Genomic DNA, 23,828 nt, shown 5'->3' on the forward strand with positions numbered 1-23,828 from the left:
GAGCACGGGCTCGGGGCTCGGGGCTCCCCAACCCCCAACCCCCTTCATCGATTCACGAGTTGTGGCTGCCTCGATCGAAGCGGAGCGACCACAACTCGTGAGTGGCCGAACTGCACGAGGGCGATCGGGCGCGGCCTGTGGAGAACGCACCGGCGCCCGCCCGTTCATCTGGAAGCGTCGACGGATGCCGCGTCCCGAGCCGCTTCCGTTCGAACTCGCCCCGGCGCCGTTCCGGGTAGAGGAGGCCCGCCGTGCCGGCGTCTCTCGTCGTCGGCTGCGGGCGTCAGACCTGCACGCGCCGTTCCGCGGCATCCGTTCGTCCACGGCCGACGGTGACCTCGTATCACGCTGCCGGCTGCTCGAACCGGCGATGAGTCAGGGCCAGTACTTCAGCCATGTCACGGCGGCGTGAATCTGGGGTCTGCCGCTGCCGTCGGCGTTCGAGGCCGACTCGCGACTGCATGTGAGCACCCCCAAGCGCGAGCCGACGCGCCGTGGCGTGGTCGGGCATCGGATCACCACGCGACGTGAGGTGCGCTTCCACCTCGGCCTGCCGGTCTCGTCGCCCGCCGATGCGTGGTGCGAGCTGGCCGCGGTCGCCCTGGCCGATGCGGGTCGCCTCTCGATCGACGACCTCATCGCCGCCGGCGACCGGCTCCTCGGCTGGCGGCAACCGCTGGCCACCCTCGCCGACGTCGACGCGGCGTTGCTCCGGCACCGTCAGGGCCGTGGAATCCGCTCGGTGCAGCAGGCCTGGTCCGAGGTGCGGGCGGGTTCGGCGTCGCCACGCGAGACCCGGCTACGCCTCCTCGTGCTGTCTGCGCACGCAGGGTATCCCGAGCCCGAGTCGAACCGGCCGATCGACCTCTCGGCGGGTCGACGCACGCACGGCGACCTCGTCTTCCGCGCGTATCGGGTGATCCTGGAGTACGACGGCGGCCAGCACCGCACGCTCGACCGCCAGTTCAACCGAGATGTCGACCGGCTGAACGACCTCGCCCGCGACGGCTGGCTCGTCATCCGGATCCACAAGGACACGACGGATGCCGCGACGCTCGAGTGGCTCGATGCTGCGCTGCGTTCCCGGGGCTGGCGCCCCTGACCCGCCACCATCGCGCCCGAGCCCATCCTCCGCCCGCTCGCTTCGCCGATCACCCTCGCCGATCACCCGCGCCGCTCCCTCGCCGCTCGCTCGTCGCCGTTTCCATCGACTCACGAGTTGTTGTCGCCTCGATCGAAGCGGAGCGACCACAACTCGTGAGTCGAGGGGGGTGCGGGCGCGCCACGACGGACCTCGCCGGCGGAAAGGGCGAGCGGATGCCGCGTCAGGCCGCGGCCGCGACGATGCGTGCCTCCACGCCGAGGTCGGGGTGGTCGACGAAGATGCCGTCGACGCCCGTGCCGATCACGCGCGTGAACTCGCCGAGCCAGTCGCCGAACGCGGCCCGCGCCGAACCCCGGCGGAAGTTGCCCGAGAGGAAGCGGTTCTCGGGGCGCAGCGTCCACGTGTACACGCGCAGCCCCGCCGAGTGCGCCGCGTCGACGAGCTCCCCTCCGACGAGGAGGCCGCTCGCGCGTCGTTCGCGGTTCTCCCTGGCCGCATCCTCCGCCGACCTCGCCCGCAGCTCCCCGATGAGCCGACCCTTGCCGACGCTCACCCCGTCGACGCGTCCGGCGAGCCCGAGGAGCCCCGCCTCGGTGACGAAGTCGTCGAAACGGGCCGCCCCGCGCCCGTGAGCGCGCACCAGGTCGTACGGCGCACCGGTCGCCTCGACGAGGAACACCCGCGGCCCCCGGATGCCGCGTGCCCGCAGCCGATCGAGCAGGTCGAGCTCGAACGACTCCATGATGAGCCGCTCGCCGCCGCGGCCCCAGCCGGCCGCCTCGAGTTCGGCGGCGAAGAGCTCGTCGAGGGGCAGCCCGAGCTCGGCGAAATGGGTGGCGTGCTTGAACTCCGCCACCATCCGCAGCAACCGCCGGTGCTCATCGGCGGCCGCATCGACGAGCTCGAACAGGTCGCGCAGGCGCAGCAGCGGATACCGCCGGTCGAAGCTCGCGCTCTGCTGCCGCAGCGAACCGAGCCGCTCGGTGGCGCGCAACGTCGCAAGCTCCGCCCACGTGAAGTCCTCGGTGAACCAGCCCGTGAGGGCGCGGCCGTCGACCCCGCGCGTGGTGCGGCGGCCGGCGAACTCGGGCCGCGTCGCGACATCCGTCGTTCCCGAGATCTCATTCTCGTGACGCAGCACGAGCACGCCGTCGCGGGTCGAGACGATGTCGGGCTCGACCGCGTCGGCGCCGAGCGCGAACGCCAGTTCGTACGCCGCCCTGGTGTGCTCGGGCCGGTACCCCGACGCCCCGCGGTGCGCGATCACGAGCGGATGCCCCGCGGTGTCCTGCAGCATGGGCCCCAGCGTAGCCATATCGTGTCGTCGGGCCGCGGGAATCCGCGCAGAACTCAGGGCGTTAACACACGTACGACGGGTACATTGGACACGTGGCACGGATGCCGCATCCGTCGCCTGTCCCCCGCACCGACGACAGCCGAAAGCAGAGGAACCCAATGGCTCTCGACAATCCCGCGTTCTCGCGGAATTCCGCCTTCTCATCGCAGGGAGCCGTCGCCGCAGCGCAGAACGTGTCGGCACAGCAGCTCCAGGAGATGTACAACCAGCCTGCGACGCTTCCCGACCGCGAGGTCATGACCGTCGAGAACACCGTCGCCAAGACGGCCGGCGCATTCGCCGTGCTGATGGTCGGCGCGGCGGTCGGCTGGCTCCTGACGCCCGCCATGCCGTGGGTGTTCTGGGTCGCCGCGATCGTGGGTTTCGTGCTCGCACTCGTCAACATCTTCAAGAAGGAGCCGTCGCCGCCCCTGATCCTCGCCTATGCGGCCGCGCAGGGCATCTTCCTCGGCGGCATCTCGCTCATGTTCGAGACGGCATACGCGGGCATCGTCGCACAGGCCGTGATCGGCACGCTCGCCGTGGTCGGCGTCACGCTCGCCCTCTTCGCGAGCGGCAAGATCCGCGCCTCGAAGAAGGCCACCAAGATCTTCCTGATCGCCATGGTCGGCTACCTGGTGTTCTCGCTCGTCAACGTGATCCTCATGTGGACGGGCGTCAACAACGACCCGTGGGGTCTCCGCGGGGTCGAGCTCTTCGGTATTCCGCTGGGCCTCATCATCGGGGTGTTCGTGATCCTCATGGCCGCGTACTCGCTGGTGCTCGACTTCGACATGATCCAGCAGGGCGTGCGCAACCGCGCCCCGAAGAAGTACGGCTGGTCGGGTGCCTTCGGCATCATGGTCACGGTCATCTGGCTGTACCTCGAGATCCTCCGCTTCCTCGCCATCGCGCGCGACTAGCGAAACGGATGTCGCGGCGATTCGCCGCGCACGGAACGGCCGCCCTCGGGCGGCCGTTCTGCGTCTGTGTGGTGGCGGCGTTGCGCGGCAGCGGCAGGCGCCGCCGCGCTGCGGTCGCTCAGATCCCGAGCGACTCCACCGACGTGCGGATGGCGTCGGCCGACGCGTGCAGCAGTCGCCGCTCCTCCTCCGAGAACGGCGTCTCCTCGATGGCAACGGCGCCGTCGCCGCCCACGACGCACGGCACCGAGAGCGCGACATCCTCGAGGCCGTGCACGCCGCCGAGCACCGTGCTCACCGGCATGACTGCGCGCTCGTCACGCAGCACCGCCTCCACGATGCGCGCGCCCGCGAGCCCGATGGCGTAGTTCGTGGCGCCCTTGCCGCGGATGACGGTGTACGCGGCATCCCGCACCTCGCGGGCGATGTCGTCGAGCTCGCCGGCTGAGAAGGGCTCGCCGCCGCGCCAGTCGAGGATGGGGACCGAGCCGATGCGCGCGGTCGACCACAGCGGGAATTCGGTGTCGCCGTGCTCGCCGACGATGTCGGCGTGCACGTTCGAGGTCGTGACGCCGGCGCGGCGGGCGAGCAGCCATCGCAGCCGCGAGGTGTCGAGCACCGTGCCCGAGCCGAAGACCCGGCTCGGCGGCAGCCCGGTGATGCGCTGCGCCGCCACGGTCAGCACATCGACAGGGTTGGTCACGAGCACGAACACCGCATGGGGTGCGCGCTCGAGGAGCGCGGGCAGCAGGCGCTCGAGGATGCGTGCGTTGGTGCCCGCGAGCTCGAGTCGTGTCTGCCCGGGCGCCTGCTTGGCGCCGGCGGTGACCACGACCACGTGCGACCCCTCGACGACCGCGAGATCGTCGCCGCCGGTGACCCTGGAGTGCGTGAACTGCGTGCCGTGCGAGAGGTCGAGCACCTCGGCGTCGACCTTGTCCGTGGCGATGTCGTAGAGTGCGACCTCACTGGCCGACCCCCTGATGAGTGCGGCGTAGGCGAGGCTGGTGCCGACGCTTCCGGCGCCGACGACGGACAGTTTCGAGTTCTCGATGACGGGCATGTCGTCATCCTGCCAGTCGCTTCGAGGTCCCCGCAGCGTGTCCACAGGTTCGGCTACTGTGATGAGCTGTTACGCTATCTACATGAGCTACAGATGTCTCGGCCATGACGATGCCTAGGGCCGGCCTGTCACCCGACGAAGTGGTGCGCATCGCGCTACGACTCGTCGACGCCGGCGGTCCGTCCGCATTCGATGACCTCTCGCTTGCGCGGGTCGCCTCGACCGCCGGCGTCGCGGCGCCGAGTCTGTACAAGCACATCGCCTCCCTCGCCCAGTTGCGACAGGCGGTCGCCCTGGAGTGCACCCGCGCGTTCGCCGAGGTGTGCACGGCCGCGACCATCGGCCGATCGGAGGCCGACGCGCTGCGGTCGCTCGCCGTCGCGATGCGCGATTATGCCCGCGCTCATCCCGGCCGCTACGCGGCGGTGCAGGTGGGGCCCGACCCCGACGACCCCGCGCAGGCTGAGCTCAGAGCCGAGGCGGCTCGCCTCGTGGGCGTCACGGCAGCCGTGCTGCAGGGCTTCGGGTTGCCCGAGTCGCGCGCGATCGACGCCGTGCGCGCCGCCCGCTCGGCGTTGCACGGGTTCATCGTCATCGAGCTCGCCGGGGGGTTCCGCCTCCCCGAAGACCTCGACCGGAGCTTCGACACGCTCGTCGAGCTGCTCGTCGAGGGCTTCCGCGGGCTCGCGGATGCCCCGACGCCTCGTTGAACCACGTCATCGAACCAGCCAGGAGCACCGCCATGTCCGCCACCACCAACCCACCCGCTTTCCACGGCCCCATTGCCGGCCAGATCTCGAACGCCTCACCGACCGTCGCACGGTGGACCACCCTCGCGTTCGCCGCCGCCGGCGTGCTCTGGGCGCTCTTCCCCCTGTTGCGCCCCTGGGCCGACAAGGTCCCCGTGTCGTCCGACGAGGTCGCAACGGCGTGGGCATCCGACGCCTGGGTCGTCTCGCACCTCCTCGGCATCGCGGCGCTCGGCCTGCTCGCGCCCGCGCTGCTCGGGCTGCGGCAGCTGCTCGCCGCCGCTCCTGGCGCCCGCGGCGCGACCCTGCTCGGCTGGGCGACCGCGCTGGCGTGGATGGGCGCTGCCGGCGCCTCGCTCTACTACGGTGCCGAGATCTTCGGCATCCGCACGTTCGCCGAGGCAGCTCTCGGGCGCGACGACATGAGCCTGCTCGACGAGGTGCTGGACCTGCGTGAACAGCCGATGGCCGTGCTGCTGTTCGGCGTCGGACTGCTCCTCGTCGCCGCGGCCGGCGTGCTCGCCGCCATCGCGCTGATCCGCGCACAGGTGCCGTGGGCGTGGACGGGCATCGTCTTCGCGGCCGGCCTCGTGCTCGTGCTGCCGCAGTTCTTCACCCCGCCCGCGATGCGGACGGCACACGGCATGCTCTTCGGCCTGGGCTGCATCCTCGTCGCTGTCGTCGCGGCCCGCCTCGGTGCGACCCGCCGCTGACAGCGGCGCTACCCGGCCGTGCTACCCGACCGGCGAGGAGCTCACTCCCACTCGATGGTGCCCGGCGGCTTCGACGTGACGTCGAGCACGACGCGGTTGACCTCGCGCACCTCGTTGGTGATGCGGTTCGAGATGCGGGCGAGCACGTCGTAGGGCAGCCGCGTCCAGTCGGCGGTCATCGCGTCTTCGCTCGAGACGGGGCGCAACACGATCGGGTGACCGTAGGTGCGGCCGTCGCCCTGCACGCCCACCGAGCGTACGTCGGCGAGGAGCACCACCGGGCACTGCCAGATCTCCCCGTCGAGGCCCGCCGCGGTGAGCTCGGCGCGCGCGATCGCATCCGCTTCGCGCAGCACCTCGAGTCGGTCGCGGGTGACCTCGCCGACGATGCGGATGCCGAGACCCGGACCGGGGAATGGCTGGCGGGCGACGATCTCCTCGGGCAGCCCGAGCTCGCGGCCGATGGCACGCACCTCGTCCTTGAAGAGGGTGCGCAGCGGCTCGACGAGCTCGAACTGCAGGTCTTCGGGAAGGCCGCCGACGTTGTGGTGGCTCTTGATGTTCGCGGTGCCCGTGCCGCCGCCCGACTCGACGACGTCGGGGTAGAGCGTGCCCTGCACGAGGAATCGGATCGGCTCCCCATCGGCCTCCGCCTCGGCGACGAGGTCGCGCTCGGCCCGTTCGAACGCGCGGATGAACTCGCGCCCGATGATCTTGCGCTTCTCCTCTGGATCGCTCACGCCGGCGAGCGCGTCGAGGAAGATGTCCTGCGCGTGCACGGTGACGAGCCGGATGCCGGTGGCGGCGACGTAGTCGACCTCCACCTGGCGACGTTCGCCCTTGCGGAGCAGGCCATGGTCGACGAACACGCAGACGAGCTGGTCGCCGACCGCCTCATGCACGAGCGCCGCCGCCACGGCCGAATCGACGCCGCCGGACAGCCCGGCGATGACGCGAGCGGAACCGACCTGCTCGCGGATGCGCGCGACCTGCTCGGCGATGACATTGCCCGAGTTCCAGTCGGCCGGGATGCCGGCGGCCTTGTGCAGGAAGTTCTCGATGACCTGCTGGCCGAACGGCGAGTGCTTCACCTCGGGGTGCCACTGCACGCCGTAGATGCCCTGTTCGTCGTTCGCGAATGCCGCGACGGGCGTGGTCGCCGTCGAGGCGAGCACCTCGAACCCCTCAGGTGCACGTGCCACCGAATCGCCGTGGCTCATCCACACGGTCTGCGCCTCGGGCTGGCCGGCGAGCAGGGTATTGCCGTCGTCGGTGCGTGCCGTGACGGCCGTGGAACCGTACTCGCGATGACCGGTGTGCGCGACCTCGCCGCCGAGCTGCTGCGCCATGACCTGGAAGCCGTAGCAGATGCCGAGGGTCGGCACGCCGAGCCTCAGGATGCCCTCGTCGAGCGACGGCGCCCCCTCCTCGTAGACCGACGACGGGCCACCCGAGAGCACGATGCCCACCGGGTCCTTCGCGGCGACCTCCTCGGCCGTGATGGTGTGCGGCACGATCTCGGAGTAGACGGATGCCTCTCGCACACGACGGGCGATGAGTTGCGCGTACTGCGCGCCGAAGTCGACGACGAGCACCGGCCGCTGCTCGGTGGGTTGGTCGGTCACTGCTGGGCCTCCACGGAATCGGTGGTGCTGGTTGCGGCGGATGCGGACGCGGCATCCGTCTCCCGCCGTTCGAGGTAGGCGCGCACCTCACGGGCGATCCGCACCTCGAGGATGAACGAGAGGAACGGGATGACACCACCGAGCGCGATCACGATGAACCGGGGGAACGACCAGCGCATGAGGCTCCACAGGCGGAAGTCGCTGAACAGGTACACGACGTAAAACCAGCCGTGCACGATGAGGATGCCGGTCGAGAGGTTGACCGCGGTGACGGTTTCACCGGGCACGAAGGCGAGGAAGCCCTGCGACCCGCCGAGCTCGAGTTCGAGCCCGAACGCGTACTTCATGATCATCTCGCCGGTGAGCGCGAGCAGCAGCAGACCGGTGATGACCGAGGCCACCTGGTAGAAGCGGAGCGCCCCGCGAATGCGCGGCAGATCGGCGAGTTTCGGCTCGAGGGGCATGCCTCCAGTCTACGGCGCGTCGACGAGCTCCCGCGGCACGACGAAGACGTCGACGAGGGCGCCGTTGCGCCACACGGTCATCTCCACCTGCCGGTCGATCGCGTCCTCGACCATGAGCTTCTGGATCGTCGTCGACGTCACGACGTCGTTGCCGTCGAGCGAGACCACGATGTCGCCGCGATGGATGTCGGCGAGCTCGGCGGGGCTGCCGGGCGCCACCCCGGCGACCTGGAGTCCCGTCGGCGATCCGACGCGGGCCGCGAGCTCTGGTGCGAGCTGCACGCGGGCGCCCACGATGCCGAGCCACGCCCGGCGCACGCGTCCGCTGGTGGTGAGCTTCTCGATGATCTCGCGGGTGCCGCGGTTGATCGGTACCGCGAGCCCGAGGCCGATGCCGGCGACGGCCGTGTTCACCCCCACCATGCGGCCGGCCCCGTCGGCCAGCACACCGCCCGAGTTGCCCGGGTTGAGCGCGGCATCCGTCTGAATCACCTCATCGATCACGCGCCCGGACGCGGTCGGCAGCGAGCGGCCGAGGTTCGACACGATGCCGGCCGTGACACTGCCGGCGAGCCCCATCGGGTTGCCGAGTGCGACGACGAGCTGGCCGACGCGCAGCGCGGCCGCGTCGCCGAGCGGAACCGCCGCCGGCACCGGCCCACGGGCGCGCAGCACGGCGAGGTCGGAGAGCACGTCGCGACCCACCACGTCGACGGTGACGGAGCGGCCGTCGGAGAACGTGGCCTCCGCGACTCGGGCACCGACGACGACGTGCGCGCTCGTGAGCAGGATGCCGTCGTCGGAGATGACGCTCGCACTCCCGGCACCCTCACCTCGCGGCGAGCGCACGGCGAGGCTCGCGACGCTCGGCAGCACGGTGCTCGCGACGCGGGTCACGACCCTCGAGTAGGCGTCCAGCGGATCTTCGGTCTCCACACGACGATCATGGACCCGCTCGGCCGCCGCGCTCCCCCGGTTCGCCGCAGGCGGAACCGTCAGTCACCGAGCGGGCCGCCGCCCGGTGCGATTCCGGATGCCGCCGCCTCCGCCTCGTCGCGCTCGCGCTCCACGGCGTCGCGCACCAGGCGGTACCACAGGAACACCGCGAACCCGGCGAACACGACCCACTCGACCGCGTAGAACACATTGAGCCAGTTGAGCTCGACCGATTCCTCGGGCGGCGGGGAGCTGATCGCCTCGAGCCCGGCTGCCGGGCCGGTCGCGGTGACGTAGGCGAAGTAGACCGGCCGGTCGTCGTAGTCGGCCCACACGTTGATGAGATGCGCCACGGCGACGGTCTGCATCGACTGGGGGTCGGCGTCGTCGGCGGGCGCCATCGGCGCCTCGCTCGGCAGGAACCGCCCGACGACGGTGGTCTCGTCGCCCGCACCGGCACCGCCGTCGAAGCGCTCGGCCGCCGCGCGCGCCGTGTCGGCATCGGCCGCCCACCCGAGCGCGACCGGGAGTCCGCCGGGAGCGGCATCCGTCACCTCGAGGTGCGCGACCACCCAGTAGCCCGCGACGCCGTCGTTCAGGCGTCCGCCGATGATGACCGTGTCGCCCGGAACGAATGCGCCGGTGACCTCGACCCGCTGGCCCGTGGCGGCCTGCTCGGTCGGCCCGTCGGGCACCGCGATGTCGGCAAGCGGCCGCACCTCCTCGGTCGGCCGTTCGACGACGACCGCCTGCTCGACGGCGCGTTCGATCTGCCACTGCCCGAGCAGCGCGAAGCCTGCCGCCACCGCGAGCGCGGCCAGCAGCGCGAGCACCCATCGTGGGCGCAGCATCATGTGGAGCATCAGGCCTCGACAGGTCCGGAGCGGTCGCCCCGCTGCACGGCGTGGAAGACCGCTCGGATGCCGGGCCTCGGCCCCACCACGACGATGGTGTCGCCCGGGGCGATGACGAAGTCGGGCCCGGGCGAGGGATGCGCGTGATCGTCGCGAACGACCGCAACCATGGCGACGCCGGATGCCTCGGGCAACGCCCCCACCGCCCGGCCGGCGATGGCGTCGTCGGCCTCGACCGTGATCCAGTCGATCGGCACTCCGGCCAACTCGTCCAGTTCGGTGATCGACTCGACGATGCGAGTGCCGCCGAGGAGCTCGGCGAGGGTGCGCGCCTCGTCCTCCTCGAGTCGGATGGTCGTGGCACCCTCGTCGCGGGCATGGCCCCCGGCCGGTCGGCTCACGAGGTCGCTCGTGCCCGTTCGGTGCGCCACCACCGCCACCTCGGACCCGTCGCTCGTGGTGAACGAGTGCAGCAGGCCGATCCCGGGCAGGGTGACCCGGCGTACATCCACCATGGCGCGGCTCCTCGGTCTCGAGCGTCGCGTCCCAGTCTATCCGCGCAGGATCAGTCGACTTTCACGATGTCGGGCGCCGCGAGGCGCACCCGGTCGGCGGACTGGTCGTCGGGCTGCTCCTGCGAGGCCCGCTCGGCCGCGACGCGCTGCAGGTACCGCTCGACCTCGAGCGCCTCGCGGTCAGCGTCCCAGCCGAGCACGTCCGCCATGAGCCTCGCCGCGACGGGTGCGGCCGAGACGCCGCGGTCCCACGCCTCGATGGAGATGCGCGTGCGTCGGGCGAGCACGTCGTCGAGGTGCAGCGCGCCCTCGTGCGAGGCGGCGTACACCACCTCGGCGGCGAGGTAGTCGTCGGCGCCGGGCAACGGCTCACCGAGCTCGGGGTTCGACCGGATGAGGTCGAGCAGGTCGTCGGTCATCGTGCCGTAGCGGTTCAGCAGGTGCTCGATGCGCACCCGGTGCACGCCGAACGCCCGCGCGATCTTGCCGCGCTTGTTCCACGCCGCCTGATAGCCCTCCGCACCGAGCAAGGGGATGTCCTGGGTCGTCGAGGGCGGAACCCGGCCGTCGAGCGCGTCGGCCGCGGCGTCGATCGCGTCCTTCGCCATCACGCGGTACGTGGTCCACTTGCCGCCGGCGACGACCACGAGCCCGGGCACCGTGTGCGCCACGATGTGCTCACGCGAGAGCTTCGACGTCTGGTCGCTCTCGCCGGCGAGCAGCGGCCGGAGTCCGGCGAAGACGCCCTCGACGTCTTCCCGGGTGAGCGGCACCGCGAGCACCGAGTTCACGTGCTCCAGCAGGTAGTCGATGTCGGCCGTCGTCGCGGCGGGATGCGCTTTGTCGAGATTCCAGTCGGTGTCGGTCGTGCCGATGAGCCAGTGACGACCCCACGGGATCACGAACAGCACGCTCTTCTCGGTGCGGAGCAGGAGCCCCATGGTCGACTGGAACCGGTCGCGCGGCACCACCAGGTGGATGCCCTTCGACGCGCGCACCTTGAACGTGCCGCGCTCGCCGACCATGCGCTGCGTGTCGTCGGTCCACACGCCCGTGGCGTTCACGACCTGCTTCGCACGGACCTCGAAGTGCTCGTCGGTCTGCAGGTCGTGCGCCTTCACCCCGACGACACGTTCGCCGACCTTGAGGAATCCCTCGACCTTCACGCGGCTCGCGACGTGCGCGCCGTAGAACGACGCGGTGCGGGCGAGGGACGCCACGTACCGGGCGTCGTCGACCTGGGCGTCGTAGTAGGTGAGGCCGCCCACGAGCGCGTCGTTCGAGAGCGAGGGGATCGATCGCATCACCTGGCGTTTCGAGAGGTGGCGGTGGTGCGGCACGCCGGGCGGCCGGCCACCCGCGTAGCTGAACACGTCGTAGAGCAGCATGCCGGCGCCGACGTAGATGCGCTCGAAGAACCGCTTCTTCAGCGGGTAGAGGAAGCGCACCGGCTTCACGAGGTGCGGGGCGATGCGCTGCAGCAGGAGCCCGCGTTCGGTGAGCGCCTCGCGCACCAGCCGGAAGTCGAGTTGCTCGAGGTACCGGATGCCGCCGTGCACGAGCTTCGACGATCGGCTCGAGGTGCCCGACGCCCAGTCGCGCGCCTCGAGGAGCCCGGTGGAGAGTCCGCGAGTGACCGCGTCGAGTGCCGCGCCGGTGCCGACGATGCCGCCGCCGACCACGAGGATGTCGAGTTCCTTCTCCTTCAGGCGGGCGATGGCCGCCTGGCGCTCCTCGGGTCCGAGCCTGGTCGAACGCGACACCGAATTGACACTCGCCATCGTCCACCCCATCCCCGCGGCCTCACGACGGAGCCGCGCGATCCGGTTCCCACGCTACCCGAACGGCCGCGCCTTGAGGAGGGCGCCGCCCGCGGATTGCGGAGGTCGCCGCCCCCGGTGAACTCAGGCTCCCGTGTAGGGCGCCACGACGACCTCGACGCGCTGGAACTCCTTGAGGTCGGAGTAGCCCGTGGTCGCCATCGACCGGCGCAGGGCGCCGACGAGGTTGGCGGTGCCGTCGGCGGCGGGTGCCGGGCCGTACAGGATCTCCTCGAGCGCGGCCACCTGACCCACCTGCACGCGCTGGCCGCGAGGGAGCTTCGGGTGGTGGACCTCGGCGCCCCAGTGGTAGCCGCCGCCGGGGGCATCCGTCGCCCTGGCGAGCGCAGCACCGAGCATGACCGCGTCGGCACCGCAGGCGATCGCCTTCACGATATCGCCCGATTTTCCCACGCCGCCGTCGGCGATGACGTGCACGTAGCGACCGCCGGACTCGTCGAGGTAGTCGCGGCGAGCGCCCGCGACATCCGCCACCGCCGTCGCCATGGGGGCATGGATGCCGAGCGTCGCGCGCGTGGTCGACGCCGCGCCGCCGCCGAAGCCGACGAGCACGCCTGCAGCGCCCGTGCGCATGAGGTGGAGCGCCGCGGTGTAGGTGGCGGCGCCGCCGACGATCACCGGGACGTCGAGCTCGTAGATGAACTTCTTGAGGTTGAGAGGCTTCTGGTTCTTCGAGACGTGCTCGGCCGAGACGGTGGTGCCGCGGATGACGAACAGGTCGACGCCGGCCGCGACGACGGTCTCGTAGAGCTCCTGGGTTCGCTGCGGCGAGAGCGCGCCGGCCACGGTGACGCCGCCCGCGCGGATCTCGGCGAGGCGAGCCGTCACGAGTTCGGGCTTGATCGGCTCGGCGTACATCTGCTGCATGCGGGCCGTGGCGCGTTCGGGGCTGAGGTTGCGGATCTCGGCGAGCACGGGCTCGGGGTCCTCGTAGCGCGTCCACAGTCCCTCGAGGTCGAGGACGCCGAGCCCGCCGAGCTGGCCCATCATGATGGCCGTGCGCGGTGAGACCACCGAGTCCATGGGCGCTGCGAGGAACGGGATGTCGAACTGGTACGCGTCGATGGACCAGGTCACCGAGACGTCCTCGGGGTCGCGCGTGCGCCGGCTCGGAACGATCGCGATGTCGTCGAACGCCCACACCCGCTGACCGCGCTTGGAACGGCCGATCTCGATCTCCTGGGTCACGAGTCCACCCTAGCGAACGGGCTCGACCCGCGGACGGATGCCCCGGCACCGGGTCAGCGAGCACGCGCCACGCGCCCCTCGTCCCACACCGGGGCATCCGTCTCGACCACCTCGCCATCGGACCGGAACACCACGAACCGATCGAACGATCGCGTGAACCACCGGTCGTGCGTCACCGCGAGCACCGTGCCGTCGAACCGGGCGAGCGCGTCCTCGAGCGCCTGCGCCGAGACGAGGTCGAGGTTGTCGGTCGGCTCGTCGAGCAGCAGCAACGTCGCGCCCGAGAGCTCGAGCCGCAGGATCTGGAGCCGGGCCTGCTGTCCGCCCGACAGCGATTCGAAGCGCTGCTGGGCGGATGCCGCGAGCCCATAGCGGTCGAGGGCCGAGCTCGCGGCCTCCCGCGCCATGCCCTCGCGGTCGGCGTCGCCGCGATGCAGGATGTCGAGCAGGGTTCGCCCGCGGTATTCGGGGTGCTCGTGGTTCTGCGCGAACCAGCCCGGCGAAACCCGTGCGCCGAGCACCGCCCGCCCCTCGTGCGGCACGCGCGCGAGCGACGCACCCACGGTCGTCAGGTGGCCGAGCAGCCGGTCGGGCTCGGTGCCACCGCCCGCGAGCAGCCGCAGGAAGTGCGACTTGCCCGAGCCGTTCGAGCCGAGCACCGCGACCCGGTCGCCGTACCAGACCTCCAGGTCGAACGGTCGCATGAGTCCGGTGAGCTCGAGCCGTTCGCACACCACGGCGCGCTTGCCCGTGCGCGAGCCGCGCAGCCGCATGGACACCGCCTGCGCCGGCGGCCGCTCCTCGGGCGGGCCGGCCTCCTCGAACTTGCGCAGTCGCGTCACCGCGGCCTGGTACCGCGAGGCCATCCCGTCGTTGTACGTCGCCTTCACCTTGAGCGTCGCCACGAGTTGCCTGAGCGCGGCATGCTGCTCGTCCCAGCGACGCCGCAGCTCGTCGAGTCGGGCGAACCGCTCCTCGCGGGCGGTGTGATAGCCCTCGAAGCCGCCCCCGTGCACCCACGCAGTGTTGCCCGCCGCACCGACCTCGAGCGTGACGATGCGGTCGGCCGCGCGCGCGAGCAGCTCGCGGTCGTGCGAGACGAGCAGCACGGTCTTCGGCGAGGCGCGCAGCTGCGCCTCGAGCCAGCGCTTGCCCGGCACGTCGAGCGAGTTGTCGGGCTCATCGAGCAGCAGCACCTGTTCGGGACCGCGCAGCAGGGCCTCGAGCGCCAGGCGCTTCTGCTCGCCGCCCGAAAGGGAGCCGAGTTCACGCCACTTCGCGCGCTCGTACGGGATGCCGAGCGCGGCCACCGTGCAGCGGTCCCACACGACCTCCTGCTCGTAGCCGCCCGACTCGGCGTACTCGGCGAGCGCCGACGCGTAGCGCATCTGGGTGTCGGTGTCGTCGCGTTCGATGAGGGCGTCCTCGGATGCCTCGAGCTCGATCGCCGCCCGCCGGATCCGGGTCGGGGCGACCGACACGAGGAGCCCGCCGACCGTCTCGGGCGCCCCCTCGACCGTGCGTCCCGTGCCCACGAACTGGTCCATGACACCGAGTCCGCCGTCGACCTGCACGCTGCCCTCGTCGGGCCGCAGGTCGCCGCGGATGACGCGCAGGAGCGTCGACTTGCCCGCACCGTTCGCGCCGATGAGGGCCGTGGTCGCGGCATCCGTCACCCGGAAGGAGAGGTCGGCGAGCAGGGGCCTGCCGTCGGGCAGGGAGAGGGAGACGCCGTTGACGTCGATGAAGCCCATGAGATGCATCCGTTTCCGCTTCACGGCCGCGGCCGCGGCGCCCTCAGGGCAGCCGACCAGACTACACAGGGCGGATGCCCCACCGCGACGTCTGCGGCATGCTGGACCCATGCAACGCGTCTCAGCCGACCCGATCGATGTCCTCCGCACCCGCACCAGCGCGAAGTGGCGCTCGTTCCCCGCCGACGTGCTGCCGCTGCCCGTCGCCGAAATGGACTTCCCCCTCGCCGAGCCCATCGCCGAGGCTCTGCACGCGGCGATCCGCCGGTCGGACACGGGGTACCACTCCGGAAGCCGGCACGTGGCCGAGGCGTTCCAGGGGTTCGCGGCGCGCCGACTGGGCTGGGATGTCGACCCCGCGCGCGTGACCTGTACCGGCGATGTGGCCATGGGCATCGTCGAGGTCCTGCGGCGGGTCACCACGCCGGGCGACGGCGTCGTCATCACGCCGCCCATCTACCCGCCCTTCTTCGACATCGTCGCCGAGGCGGGCGGCACGGTCGTCGAGGTTCCGATGCGCGGCGGGATCGACGAGGGCTGGGCACTCGACCTCGACGGCATCGAGGCCGCATTCGCGGGGGGTGCCCGGGCGATGGTGCTCTGCAACCCGCACAACCCGATCGGCTGGGTGCCCGACGAACAGGCGCTCCGTGTGCTCGCCGACCTCGCAGCACGCTTCGGGGCGACCATCGTGAGCGACGAGGTGCACGGTCCCCTCGCGCAGCCCGAGTCGCCCTACACGCCGTTCCTCACGGTGTCGGATGCCGCGCGCGAGCACGGCGTCGCCGTCACGTCGGCCAGCAAGTCGTTCAACATCCCGGGGCTGAAGTCCGCCCTCGTCGTCACGTCGTCGGAGCGCGGCGACCGCGTGCGGGGGGCGTTCCCGTACGAGGTCGAGTGGCGCATGGGACAGTTCGGCGCGCTCGCCTCGATCGCGGCGTTCCAAGAGGGCGGCCCGTGGCTCGACGGCGTGCTCGCGAGCCTCGACGACAGCCGGCGCCTCCTCGCCGACCTGCTGGCCGATGAGCTTCCCGGCGTCCGGTACCGGATGCCGCAGGCCACCTACCTCGCGTGGCTCGACCTCTCGGCCCTCGGGTGGGGCGACGACCCCGCCGCGTACGCGCTGGAGCACGCGAAGGTCGCCCTCGCCAACGGACCGATGTTCGGGGCATCCGTCGGCCGCGGACACGCACGCCTCAACCTCGCGTGCTCGCCCGAGGTGCTGTCGGAAGCAGTGTCACGGCTGGCGGAGGCGCGCTGAGCGGCTGGGCCGCGCCACGCTGACCGTCAGCGGGTGTAATTCGGCGCCTCGACGACGATCTGCACGTCGTGCGGGTGCGACTCCTTGAGGCCCGCAGGCGTGATGCGCACGAAGCGGCCCTTTGCCTTCAGCTCGGGGATGCTGCGGGCGCCGACGTAGAACATCGACTGGCGAAGCCCGCCGACGAGCTGGTACGCGACGGCCGAGACGGGACCGCGGAATGGCACCTGTCCCTCGATCCCCTCGGGGATGAGCTTGTCGTCACTCGGGACGTCCGCCTGGAAGTAGCGGTCCTTCGAGTACGAGGTCTTCTTGCCGCGCGTCTGCAGCGCGCCGAGCGAGCCCATGCCGCGATAGGTCTTGAACTGCTTGCCGTTCTGGAAGACGAGCTCACCGGGGCTCTCGGCCGTGCCGGCGAGGAGCGACCCGAGCATGACCGAGTCGGCGCCGGCGACGAGCGCCTTGGCGATGTCGCCCGAGTACTGCAGCCCGCCGTCGGCGATGAGCGGCACGCCGGCCGGCCTGGTGGCCTTCGATGCCTCGTACACGGCCGTGATCTGGGGCACGCCCACGCCCGCGACGACACGCGTCGTGCAGATGGAGCCCGGACCCACGCCGACCTTGACGGCGTCGGCGCCCGCGTCGACGAGGGCCTGCGCGCCCTCACGCGTGGCGACGTTGCCGCCGATCACGTCGATGCCCGCGAACGACGGGTCGGCCTTGAGCCGTCGGATGATGTCGAGCACGCCGGCGCTCTCGCCGTTGGCCGTGTCGACCACGAGCACGTCGACGCCGGCGTCGCGAAGTGCTTCGGCGCGCTCCCACGCGTCGCCGAAGAAGCCCATCGCCGCGCCCACGCGGAGGCGCCCCTCGGCGTCCTTCGTGGCGTTCGGGTACTGCTCGGACTTGTCGAAGTCCTTCACCGTGATGAGGCCCGTGAGCCGGCCGGCGCCATCGACGAGGGGCAGCTTCTCGACCTTGTGCTGGGCGAAGATCGCGATCGCCTCGTCGGGGTCCATGCCGACCCGCCCCGTGATGAGCGGCATCTTCGTCATGACGTCGCGGACGAGCGTTGCGGGCTTCTCGAAGTCGGAGACGAAGCGCATGTCGCGGTTCGTGATGATACCGACGAGGATCCCCTCGCCGTCGACCACCGGCAGGCCGCTCACGCGGTAGGTCGCGCACAGCTGGTCGACTTCGGCCACCGTGGCATCGGGCGTCGTCGTCACCGGGTTCGAGACCATGCCCGACTCGCTGCGCTTCACCCGGTCGACCATGTCGGCCTGCTCCTGAATGGAGAGATTTCGATGCAGGATGCCGATGCCGCCCTGCCTGGCCATCGCGATCGCCATGCGCGCCTCGGTGACGGTGTCCATCGCGGCGGAGAGCAGGGGAGTCGCGACGTCGATGCGCCGCGTCAGCCGGGAGGTCGTGTCGGCCTCACTGGGGATCACATCGGTGTGACCTGGCAGCAGCAGGACGTCGTCGTACGTCAGTCCTGTGAATCCGAACGGATCTGCCTGATCCATGTCTTCCCTTCGCTCCCGAAACGTGGCTCGCCCCGGAAACTCGCTATACCGGGATCCAACAATGTTAAGCGAGTTTGCACGCGCGGCATTCCCCGGATAACAATCGAGGGCCGTTGTGCGCACATGCGAAACACATGAGACATAATCGGCACGTACTCTCGACGACGTCGTCGAGAGCAAGCCCGGCCCGGAGGCCACGAGCCCCGGGAGCCTTGGAGGTGCAGTGGAACCCACGCAATCAGTCGCCCAACGATCCCGTGGGAGGTGGCTCATCCTCCTCGGAATCCTGTTGGCCGCACTCACTCTGTCCGGCGTCGCAGTGTCCCCTGCGGCGGCGGACGAAGTGAGTCCGACGCCGACAGCGGAAGAAGAGGAGTTCGAGTACTTCTTCTCCGGCAACGTGACCTTCGACGACGAACCAGTGGAAGGCGTTCGCATCTCCGTCGAGGGCAACGGCTTCGACGCAGAGACCGAGACGGATGCCGAAGGCCGTTGGACCATCGGCGTGCCTGAGAAGGCCGAGTACGAGCTGACGCTCGACGAGGACACCCTCCCCGAGGGTGTCATCGTCGCCGAGGGTGAGGCCACCGTCACCGCCGAGTTCGGATTGACCAGCCGCAAGTCGGTGAACTTCTTCCTCGGCGAGGGCCAGCGCGTCACGACCGACATCGGCGCGCAGGTGCTCATCCGGGTCATCAACGGCCTGAACTTCGGGCTGCTGCTCGCCCTCGCCGCGATCGGCCTGTCCCTCATCTTCGGCACGACCGGTCTGTCCAACTTCGCGCACGCGGAGATGATCACCTTCGGCGCACTGATGATGCTCTCGTTCGGCGTCGACCTCGCCGTACCGGTCTGGCTCGCGATCATCATCGCGATCGTGCTCAGCGCGGCGCTCGGCTGGGTGCTCGACGCGGGGATCTGGAAACCGCTCCGACGCCGCGGCGTCGGGTTGATCCAGTTGATGATCGTGAGCATCGGCCTCTCGCTCGCGTTGCGTTACATCTACCAGTTCATCTTCGGCGGGGCCACGCGACAGCTTCCCGGAGCGACGATTCCATCGGACATCCGCCTCGGGCCGGTCACCCTCTCCTGGATCGACGTCGCGAGCATGGTCACGAGCGCCGTGGTGCTCGGGGCAGTCGCGTACTTCCTGCTCCGCACCCGCATCGGCAAGGCCACTCGTGCGGTCTCCGACAACGCGAGCCTCGCGGCCGCGAGCGGCATCGACGTCGACCGGGTCATCCGCATCGTCTGGGTGATGGGCGCGGCCCTCGCTGGCCTCTCCGGAATCCTCTGGGCGTACTTCCGTCCGGGCGTCAGCTGGGACATGGGCTTCCAGATCCTGCTGCTCGTCTTCGCCGCGGTCACGCTCGGCGGCCTCGGCACCGCCTTCGGGGCGCTCGTCGGCTCGATCATCGTGGGCATGTTCATCGAGCTCTCGACGCTCTGGATCCCGTCCGACATGAAGTACGTGGGCGCCCTCGTCGTGCTCATCCTCGTGCTGCTGTTCCGACCGCAGGGCATCCTCGGTCGCCGCGAGAGAATCGGATAAGGAGGACCGACCATGATCGACTGGATTGCGATCTTCTCCAACGCGGCGCAGGAGCTCATCAGCCCCACCACTGCCGCCTACGCCCTGGCCGCCCTCGGGCTGGCCATCCACTTCGGGTACACCGGCCTCCTGAACTTCGGTCAGGCGGGCTTCATGGCCCTCGGCGCCTACGGCTACGCGATCTCCATCCTGAGCTTCGGGTTCCCCGTGTGGGCGGCCGTGCTGGTGGGCATCGGCGCCTCCGTGGTGTTCGCCCTGATCCTCGGTATCCCGACCCTCCGGCTCCGCGCCGACTACCTCGCGATCGTCACGATCGCAGCGGCAGAGATCCTGCGACTCATGTTCACGACGAACACGTTCGACGCCGTCACGGGCTCGGCGAGCGGGCTGCAGGGGTACAAGACGGGCTTCGCGGCCATGAACCCGCTCCCCGACGGCACGTACGGCTTCGGACCCTTCACGTACAACGCCTACGACACGTGGCTGCGCATCGTCGCCTGGGTACTCGTCGCCCTCCTGGCGGTGGTCACCTGGCTCATCATGCGCAGCCCCTGGGGCCGCGTCATCAAGGGCATCCGCGAGGACGAGGACGCCGTGCGCGCCCTCGGCAAGAACGTCTACTCGTACAAGATGCAGAGTCTCATCCTCGGTGGTGTCTTCGGCACGCTGGCCGGCATGATCTTCATCCTGCCCAGGTCGGTGGTGCCGGCGAACTATCAGACGTCGCTCACGTTCTTCATCTACGCGATCCTGCTTCTCGGCGGGGCCGCCACGATCCTCGGACCGGTCATCGGCTCGATGATCTTCTGGGTGCTGCTCTCCTTCTTCTCGGGCTTCGTCGCCCGGGCCGTGGAGGCGGGCTGGCTCCCGTTCATGTCGCAGGTGCAGGCCGGACAGCTCCGGTTCATCCTCGTCGGCGTCGCGATCATGCTGATCGTGATCTTCAGGCCTCAGGGCATCTTCGGAAACAAGAAGGAGCTGGCCTTTGTCAAGTAACGTCACTCCCACGTCCAAGCCGGTGAAGACCACCGGCCTCCACGTCGGCGACGCCGGCCCGGGTTGCCGCAAGGTCGACCCGATCCTCATCGCCGACGGCGTCACGCGCACGTTCGGCGGCCTCACCGCCGTCGACGTCACCCACGTCGAAGTGCCTCGCGGCGCGATCACCGCCCTCATCGGACCGAACGGTGCGGGAAAGACCACGTTCTTCAACCTGCTCACGGGCTTCGACAAGCCCGACGCCGGCACCTGGGAGTTCGACGGTCGATCGCTCGCGCACGTCCCCGCCTATCGGGTGGCACGGATGGGCCTCATCCGCACCTTCCAGCTCACGAAGGCGCTCGGCCTCCTCACCGTGCTCGACAACATGAAGCTCGGGGCGAAGGGGCAGACCGGCGAGAACCTCTTCCGGTCGGTCCTCCCGTTCCTCTGGCGCAAGCAGGACGACGAGATCGAGGCCAAGGCGCTCGAGATCCTCGCGCGGTTCAAGCTCGACGCCAAGAAGGACGACTACGCCGCGAGCCTGTCGGGCGGGCAGCGCAAGCTCCTCGAGATGGCACGAGCGCTCATGAGCGACCCGACGCTCGTGATGCTCGACGAGCCGATGGCGGGCGTGAACCCCGCGCTCACCCAGTCGTTGCTCGATCACATCCTCGACCTCAAGTCGCAGGGGATGACCGTGCTGTTCGTCGAGCACGACATGCACATGGTGCGACACATCGCCGACTGGGTCATCGTCATGGCCGAGGGCAAGATCGTCGCCGAGGGCGATCCGCACACGGTCATGCAGGACCAGGCCGTGATCGACGCCTACCTCGGCGCGCACCACGACACCGATCTTGGCGCGACCGACACCGGTCACGTCGAGGCGCTGAAGGAGCTCATCGATGACGAACAGTGAACCGACCGCGAGCGCGGTCGTCGACCGACCCGCCGACGCGGTCGTCGAGGTCGAATCCGTGACGGCGGGCTACCTGCCCGGCGTCAACATCCTCAATTCGTGCTCCCTGCTCGCGAGGCAGGGCGAGCTCATCGGCATCATCGGGCCGAACGGCGCCGGCAAGTCCACGTTGCTGAAGGCGATCTTCGGTCTCGTGAAGGTGCGCGAGGGCACGATCCGCCTGAACGGCGAGGAGATCACGAATCTCAAGGCGAACAAGCTGGTGGCGAAGGGCGTCGGCTTCGTGCCGCAGACGAACAACGTCTTCCCGTCGCTCACCATCCAGGAGAACCTCGAGATGGGCCTCTACCAGAAGCCCAAGGGCATCAAGGAGCGGCTCGCGTACGTGACCGACATCTTCCCCGAACTCGGCAAGCGGCTCGGCCAGCGAGCCGGATCGCTCTCGGGCGGTGAACGGCAGATGGTCGCGATGTCCCGTGCGCTCATGATGGGTCCGCACGTGATGCTCCTCGATGAGCCCTCCGCCGGCCTCTCGCCGGTCCGACAGGACGAGGCGTTCCTTCGCGTCAAGGAGATCAACCGAGCCGGCGTGACGACGATCATGGTGGAGCAGAACGCCCGCCGCTGCCTGCAGATCTGCGACCGCGGCTACGTGCTGGACCAGGGTCGCGACGCCTACACCGGCGCCGGCCGTGACCTGCTGAACGACCCCAAGGTGATCGGCCTCTACCTGGGCACCCTCGGACAGGACTGACGGGCCGTACGCGAAGGGGCGGATGCCGCGCGGCATCCGCCCCTTCGCCGTACCCGGCGCCATTGCAGTGCCCGGTGCAACCGGTGGTGGCCTGTGCTCGCGGCGGCGCGACCTGAGGCTCTCGGCCGCCGCGCGAGCTCCGGCGGCCGTGCCGACGCGCCACCTGCCGGCCAACAACGCCCCCGCTGTTGCGCACGCGAAAGGGCCCCGGCCGAAGCCGGGGCCCTCCAGACGACGCGTACTAGTTGATGCGCTCGTACGTGTTGTCGTCGCCGTACTGGTAGATACCGATGGTCGCCTCGGTCGGGTCACCGTTCTCGTCGAGCGTGATCGGGCCGGAGGGGCCGTCCCAGTCGATCTGCTCGCCCGCGGCCAGCGCCTCGAGGGCAGCGGTGATGTCGGTGACGCTCTCGCCTTCACCGGAACCGCCCGACACCTGACGGAGGTACTCCGCGATGTCGGCACCTTCGGTGCTGTTGGCCGCGTACGCCGCCAGTGCGATCAGCACGGTCGCGTCGTACGACTCGGGGCCGTAGCTGAAGTCGGCCAGATTCGGGTCGACCGCCAGCATGCGCTCGCGGAAGTCGTCTTCCAGCTTGGGACCGGGCAGCGTGCCCTTCGCTCCGGCGATCAGGCCGGGCGCGAAGTCCGCGCTGTAGTCGGACAGGTTGCCGTCGACGAAGTACAGCTGCTCGCCCGGGTAGCCGGAGCCGACGAGCGCCGGAACGACGACCTTGGCCTCATCGAACGTGATGACCGCGACTGCGTCGGGGTTCGACGCGTTGATGGCGGAGAGCTGAGCGTCGAAGTTCGAGTCACCCGTGTTGAAGAGCTCCTCGGCGACGACTTCGCCGCCTGCCGCCTCGAAGGCCTCCTTGGTCGCGGCCGCGAGGCCGGTGCCGTAGGGGTCGTTCAGGACGAGCATGCCGAGCGTGGATGCGCCGTCTTCGGCGATCAGGTTGCCGAGCACTTCGCCCTGCAGGAGGTCGGACGGAGCCGTACGGAAGTACAGGCCGTTGTCGTCGTAGTCCGTGAAGTCGGGCGACGTGTTGGCCGGCGAGAAGTGCACGACGCCAGCGGCGGTGATCTGGTCGATCACGGTGAACGACACACCAGACGAGGCGGCGCCCACGATGGCCGAGACGTCCTGCGAGAGGAGGTCGGTCACGGAGACGGTCGCGATGTCGGTCGTGGTGTCACCGGAGTCGCGGTAGACGACCTCGACGTTGATGCCGAGATCGGCTTCGTTGATCTCCTGCGCCGCGAGTTCGACACCGGCTTCCTCGGGCGGGCCGAGGAAGGCGAGCGTTCCACTCTGCGGCAGGATCGTGCCGATCTTGAGGGTCAGGTCTCGTTCGCCGGCCTCGATCGGCAGGGCGTCGCCGGTCTCGGCCGGCTCCTCCGATTCGGCCGGGGCCGTGCCACCCGTGCTGCACGCGGTGAGGAGGAGGGCACTGACGCCCGCGAGGGCGACACCCGTCCATGCTGCGCGAGCCGAGCGCGAGGCCTTGGCCTTCGCGAATACGCTCATGTTGCTCCTTGGGACTGAAGGATTGGTACACAAAGCAGCGTCTGCTGACGCCGTGGTTTTGACAGTATTGCGCCCCCATGGCGGAAACAAGTCGCCGCGGTCACAACCGTGTAACGCCCCCGGAATCGTTACCTCTCCGACACCTTGGCGGCCGAAGACGCACGGAATCGGCGTCGAGGCGGCGCCTTTCGGTAGATTCCGGCGTCGCTGATTTCCGCCCTCCGGCCCACTCCGA

Annotated in this window: 22 protein-coding genes; 10 read left to right on the forward strand and 12 right to left on the reverse strand. The window is 70.0% G+C overall.

All coding sequences use genetic code 11. The features are described from left to right. Window positions 1–184 precede the first annotated feature (184 nt). Window positions 185–412, forward strand: a complete 228-nt coding sequence (locus AB0K73_RS08435; RefSeq protein WP_360516703.1) for a hypothetical protein — start codon at window positions 185–187, stop codon at window positions 410–412. Window positions 413–463: 51 nt separating this feature from the next. Next, the gene (locus AB0K73_RS08440) at window positions 464–1,102 is read left to right on the forward strand and encodes a DUF559 domain-containing protein (protein WP_360516700.1); all 639 of its coding nucleotides are present in this window, start codon (window positions 464–466) and stop codon (window positions 1,100–1,102) included. Between the two features lie 223 nt (window positions 1,103–1,325). Here the strand turns inward: AB0K73_RS08440 and AB0K73_RS08445 are convergent, their stop codons facing one another. After that, the gene (locus AB0K73_RS08445; protein ID WP_360516697.1) at window positions 1,326–2,402 is read right to left on the reverse strand and encodes a glycerophosphodiester phosphodiesterase family protein; all 1,077 of its coding nucleotides are present in this window, start codon (window positions 2,400–2,402) and stop codon (window positions 1,326–1,328) included. 158 nt (window positions 2,403–2,560) lie between these two features. On the opposite strand from AB0K73_RS08445, the gene AB0K73_RS08450 reads away from it, so the two are divergent. After that, window positions 2,561–3,364, forward strand: coding sequence for a Bax inhibitor-1/YccA family protein (locus AB0K73_RS08450; RefSeq protein WP_360516694.1), 804 nt, complete (start codon window positions 2,561–2,563; stop codon window positions 3,362–3,364). 118 nt (window positions 3,365–3,482) lie between these two features. Here AB0K73_RS08450 and AB0K73_RS08455 read toward each other — a convergent pair whose 3' ends face one another. Then, window positions 3,483–4,427 (reverse strand): L-lactate dehydrogenase, encoded by a 945-nt coding sequence (locus AB0K73_RS08455; RefSeq protein WP_360516691.1) that lies wholly within the window; start codon window positions 4,425–4,427, stop codon window positions 3,483–3,485. A gap of 104 nt (window positions 4,428–4,531) precedes the next feature. Here AB0K73_RS08455 and AB0K73_RS08460 point away from each other — a divergent pair, with 104 nt between their 5' ends. Together AB0K73_RS08460 and AB0K73_RS08465 are read left to right on the forward strand one after the other, a co-directional pair. Further along, on the forward strand, window positions 4,532–5,137 hold the full coding sequence (locus tag AB0K73_RS08460; protein WP_360516688.1) for a TetR-like C-terminal domain-containing protein: 606 nt from the start codon (window positions 4,532–4,534) through the stop codon (window positions 5,135–5,137). A 32-nt stretch (window positions 5,138–5,169) separates the two neighbouring features. Further along, window positions 5,170–5,889 (forward strand): hypothetical protein, encoded by a 720-nt coding sequence (locus tag AB0K73_RS08465; RefSeq protein WP_360516685.1) that lies wholly within the window; start codon window positions 5,170–5,172, stop codon window positions 5,887–5,889. 41 nt (window positions 5,890–5,930) lie between these two features. On the opposite strand, the gene guaA is transcribed toward AB0K73_RS08465, so the two are convergent. From guaA to AB0K73_RS08505, 8 genes are all read right to left on the reverse strand, one after another. Beyond that, on the reverse strand, window positions 5,931–7,514 hold the full coding sequence (guaA, locus tag AB0K73_RS08470) for a glutamine-hydrolyzing GMP synthase (RefSeq protein WP_360516682.1): 1,584 nt from the start codon (window positions 7,512–7,514) through the stop codon (window positions 5,931–5,933). Further along, a complete protein-coding gene (locus AB0K73_RS08475; protein ID WP_360516679.1) occupies window positions 7,511–7,978 on the reverse strand; it encodes a DUF3817 domain-containing protein in 468 nt (155 codons plus the stop codon). The genes guaA and AB0K73_RS08475 overlap by 4 nt, the downstream gene beginning before the upstream one ends. Window positions 7,979–7,987: 9 nt before the next feature. Beyond that, window positions 7,988–8,914, reverse strand: coding sequence for a trypsin-like peptidase domain-containing protein (locus tag AB0K73_RS08480; protein WP_360516676.1), 927 nt, complete (start codon window positions 8,912–8,914; stop codon window positions 7,988–7,990). A gap of 59 nt (window positions 8,915–8,973) precedes the next feature. Next, window positions 8,974–9,777 (reverse strand): SURF1 family cytochrome oxidase biogenesis protein, encoded by an 804-nt coding sequence (locus AB0K73_RS08485; RefSeq protein ID WP_364775101.1) that lies wholly within the window; start codon window positions 9,775–9,777, stop codon window positions 8,974–8,976. Then, entirely contained in the window at window positions 9,777–10,283 is a 507-nt protein-coding gene (locus tag AB0K73_RS08490; protein WP_360516670.1) for a TrkA C-terminal domain-containing protein, read from the reverse strand. Before AB0K73_RS08490 ends, AB0K73_RS08485 begins: the two co-directional genes overlap by 1 nt. 50 nt (window positions 10,284–10,333) lie before the next feature. After that, window positions 10,334–12,064, reverse strand: a complete 1,731-nt coding sequence (locus AB0K73_RS08495) for a glycerol-3-phosphate dehydrogenase/oxidase (protein ID WP_360516667.1) — start codon at window positions 12,062–12,064, stop codon at window positions 10,334–10,336. Window positions 12,065–12,187: 123 nt separating this feature from the next. After that, window positions 12,188–13,312 (reverse strand): GuaB3 family IMP dehydrogenase-related protein, encoded by a 1,125-nt coding sequence (locus AB0K73_RS08500; RefSeq protein WP_360516664.1) that lies wholly within the window; start codon window positions 13,310–13,312, stop codon window positions 12,188–12,190. Between the two features lie 53 nt (window positions 13,313–13,365). Further along, window positions 13,366–15,066, reverse strand: coding sequence for an ATP-binding cassette domain-containing protein (locus tag AB0K73_RS08505; protein WP_360516661.1), 1,701 nt, complete (start codon window positions 15,064–15,066; stop codon window positions 13,366–13,368). Window positions 15,067–15,175: 109 nt separating this feature from the next. Between AB0K73_RS08505 and AB0K73_RS08510 the strand changes: the two genes are divergently transcribed. Next, entirely contained in the window at window positions 15,176–16,327 is a 1,152-nt protein-coding gene (locus tag AB0K73_RS08510) for an aminotransferase class I/II-fold pyridoxal phosphate-dependent enzyme (protein ID WP_360516658.1), read from the forward strand. A 26-nt stretch (window positions 16,328–16,353) separates the two neighbouring features. Here AB0K73_RS08510 and guaB read toward each other — a convergent pair whose 3' ends face one another. Further along, on the reverse strand, window positions 16,354–17,856 hold the full coding sequence (gene guaB / locus AB0K73_RS08515) for an IMP dehydrogenase (protein WP_360516655.1): 1,503 nt from the start codon (window positions 17,854–17,856) through the stop codon (window positions 16,354–16,356). A gap of 343 nt (window positions 17,857–18,199) precedes the next feature. Here guaB and AB0K73_RS08520 point away from each other — a divergent pair, with 343 nt between their 5' ends. From AB0K73_RS08520 to AB0K73_RS08535, 4 genes are read left to right on the forward strand one after another with little or no spacing between them, the layout of a single operon-like run. Beyond that, window positions 18,200–19,408, forward strand: coding sequence for a branched-chain amino acid ABC transporter permease (locus tag AB0K73_RS08520; RefSeq protein WP_360516652.1), 1,209 nt, complete (start codon window positions 18,200–18,202; stop codon window positions 19,406–19,408). Between the two features lie 15 nt (window positions 19,409–19,423). Then, window positions 19,424–20,404, forward strand: coding sequence for a branched-chain amino acid ABC transporter permease (locus tag AB0K73_RS08525; protein WP_360517137.1), 981 nt, complete (start codon window positions 19,424–19,426; stop codon window positions 20,402–20,404). Continuing rightward, window positions 20,394–21,308: an ABC transporter ATP-binding protein gene (locus AB0K73_RS08530; protein WP_360516649.1), complete on the forward strand. Its 915-nt coding sequence runs from the start codon at window positions 20,394–20,396 to the stop codon at window positions 21,306–21,308. Before AB0K73_RS08525 ends, AB0K73_RS08530 begins: the two co-directional genes overlap by 11 nt. Beyond that, window positions 21,295–22,062, forward strand: coding sequence for an ABC transporter ATP-binding protein (locus tag AB0K73_RS08535; protein WP_360516646.1), 768 nt, complete (start codon window positions 21,295–21,297; stop codon window positions 22,060–22,062). The genes AB0K73_RS08530 and AB0K73_RS08535 overlap by 14 nt, the downstream gene beginning before the upstream one ends. Before the next feature lie 241 nt (window positions 22,063–22,303). Here AB0K73_RS08535 and AB0K73_RS08540 read toward each other — a convergent pair whose 3' ends face one another. Beyond that, complete coding sequence (locus AB0K73_RS08540; protein ID WP_360516643.1) at window positions 22,304–23,593, reverse strand: ABC transporter substrate-binding protein; 1,290 nt, start codon at window positions 23,591–23,593, stop codon at window positions 22,304–22,306. Window positions 23,594–23,828 lie beyond the last annotated feature (235 nt).

This window comes from Agromyces sp. NPDC052230, from assembly GCF_040679595.1.
GTDB lineage: Bacteria > Actinomycetota > Actinomycetes > Actinomycetales > Microbacteriaceae > Agromyces.